The following is a 2,704-nucleotide window of genomic DNA, read 5'->3' on the forward strand; positions in this document are numbered from 1 at the left end:
GGTTAATCGTTTTGTTTATTTTTGCAGTTTTTTGTGGAAGTGTTGTTACACTAATACATGCAAATAAAGGGAAAAAATATGATACAAAGGCATTTTCTAATGTAAATAGTAAGCAAAAAGATGTTAAGCAGGAAATTGATGCGAATGAGAAAAAGCGTTATGAAATTGCAGCTGGAAAACTAGATCAGTACTTAAAAGATAAAGGATTTAATGGGAGTGTTCTTGTAGCAAGTAAAGATCATGTCATTTTACGAAAAGGCTACGGTTATGCGAATGTGAAAGATCAAGTATTAACAACGCCAAGAACGAAATATCGCATTGGTTCTATTACGAAAACAGTTGTTGCAATATCTATTATGCAACTAAAAGAAAAAGGGAAGTTGAACATTGAAGACAATGTAAATAAATATATCCCATCGTTTCCAGCAGATAAAAATATTACGTTACGAAACTTGTTAACACATACGTCTGGATTACCAGAACAGGGACAAGGTAGTGTTGACGCAGCATCACGGTTAAAGTTAGTAACGTGGATTGGGGCACAAACGTTACAATTTCCAGCAGGGACAGGATGGAAATATACAGATTATAATTATATGGTGCTTGCATATATTGTAGAAAAAATATCAAATAAACCACTTGCTGAATATGTGAAAGAAAATATTTTGACTCCTGTTGGAATGAATGAATCTGGAATAGGTGCAACACTCCCAGAAGATATTTTCTTAGCAGAAGGGTATACGAAAAAAGATAATAAGTTAATAGCCACACCTCGCTTAAAAATGAACTGGCTGTATGGTTGTGGTGAAATGTATACGACTGTTGAAGATATGAAAAAGTTAGATGAAGCTATTATGGATGGTAAACTACTTTCTAAACAAAGTGTATCAGATATGTTTTCTGCATCACCTGCAAGAAAATATGGATTTAGTTTCTATATTTATCCAGATTATTATCATAACCACGGTGTATTAGCTGGTTGGAACACATTTAATAATTTTAACTGGGATAAACGAACGTTTGTCATATTATTTTCTAACGTCCAAAATGGTATGAATGATGCATTTAATCAAGAATTTAGGAAAATGGCGAATGATTTAATAGAAGGAAAATAATTATAAAAAATCGGTATTGATATGTAATTATCAATACCGATTTTTTTATTTTGTAAAGTTTTACTTACTGAATAAAGTGAAACTTTAATCAGTGGAGAGGCTTTGTTCATCCCCCACTGAGTAGAAGCCCTCATCAATCTGGCTTTTACGGGCAGCAGGGCCCTCACCTAACTTCTTTGCTTCCGCTGAATTTTGAGGTGGGGGGTCTTACTGCCCATAAATAGCGGGATAAATAGGTAAGAAAGGTGATTTGTATATGAATAAATCTAAATAGGTAGTTAAATGTTAAGTAATGCAAAGAAAAATTGGTAATTTTTACATTGATAAAAAAGCTTGAGCTTCACACTATGTGAAGCTTTACATTATTGAAGACAAGAACAGGAGGTTGAAAAAATGAAAAAAGCAATAAAGTTTTGTTTAATAGCTACATTATCTACAACGATTATTAGTGGATGCTCTTTTGAGGGTAACAATGAAAATGTTAAAGGGAAAGAAGGGGAAAAAGTAGAGGTACAGAAAAATGCTGGGAAATATACGATGCCAGATGAAAAAGATAAACATGAAGGTACATGGCTGCAATGGCCACATGAATACACATATGGTGAAGAGTATAAGAAGGAAGTTGAACCTATTTGGGTTAAGATGGCAAGTGCTTTAACTGAGGGTGAGAAAGTCCACATTGTTGCATATGACCAGGAAGAAAAAGAAAGAATCAATAACCTTTTAACAGATGAAGGGCTAAATATGGAGAAGATTGATTTCTTTATCGCGCCTACTGATGATGTATGGGCAAGGGACAGTGGACCAATTTTTGTTTATGACAGCAATAAAAATCTCAAAATATTAGATCCAGCATTTAATGGTTGGGGGAAGAAAACACCGTATAAAAATGATGCTCAAATACGTAAGAATGTTAGTAAACAATCAGGAATTGAAAGAGTTGATTGGGGGGGATTTGTCCTTGAAGGCGGTGCAATTGAATTAGACAGCAATGGGACTGCTTTATTAACTCGAAGTGCAGTAACGAATAAAAATAGAAATCCTGATTTATCAGAAAAGGAAATTGAAAAATATATAAGTGACCTTGGGGTATCAAACTTTATTTGGTTAGACGGAGTACCTAATTTAGATATTACGGACTTTCATATTGATGGATTTGCTAAATTCCATAATAAATCTACCATTGTAACGATGAAAGAAGATGACCTAGCCGAATGGGGTTTATCTAATAAAGATATGGATACATTGTTAGATGCAAAAAATGCTTCAGGACAGAAATATAAGTATGAATACTTGCCGCTTAGTAAAGAAAAGGTTGCTTTAGAAAATGGAAAAACTCTCGATTATAAGGGGTCGTATATCAATTATTATATCGGAAATACAGTTGTATTAGTGCCTAATTATAATGATCCGAATGATAAAATCGCAAACGATACGATTCAGAAGTTATACCCAGATCGTAAAGTAGTCGGTATTGATGTGAGAGAGTTGTATAAAAACGGCGGTATGATTCATTGTGTGACACAACAACAACCCATTGCATTGAAGTAATTAATTGTAATTTCGTTGTTCTGCTATATAGACAAAAT

At 33.7% G+C, this 2,704-nt stretch carries 2 protein-coding genes; both read left to right on the forward strand.

Annotated elements, in window-relative coordinates; genetic code table 11:
- On the forward strand, positions 1-1,115 hold a 1,115-nt coding region (locus ACQGS6_RS26030), incomplete at its 5' end, for a serine hydrolase domain-containing protein (RefSeq protein ID WP_426965850.1).
- A 393-nt stretch (positions 1,116-1,508) separates the two neighbouring features.
- Positions 1,509-2,666 (forward strand): agmatine deiminase family protein, encoded by a 1,158-nt coding sequence (locus ACQGS6_RS26035; RefSeq protein WP_000709180.1) that lies wholly within the window; start codon positions 1,509-1,511, stop codon positions 2,664-2,666.
- Positions 2,667-2,704 lie beyond the last annotated feature (38 nt).

This window comes from Bacillus sp. GMs2/2, assembly GCF_050172095.1.
Lineage (GTDB): Bacteria > Bacillota > Bacilli > Bacillales > Bacillaceae_G > Bacillus_A > Bacillus_A cereus.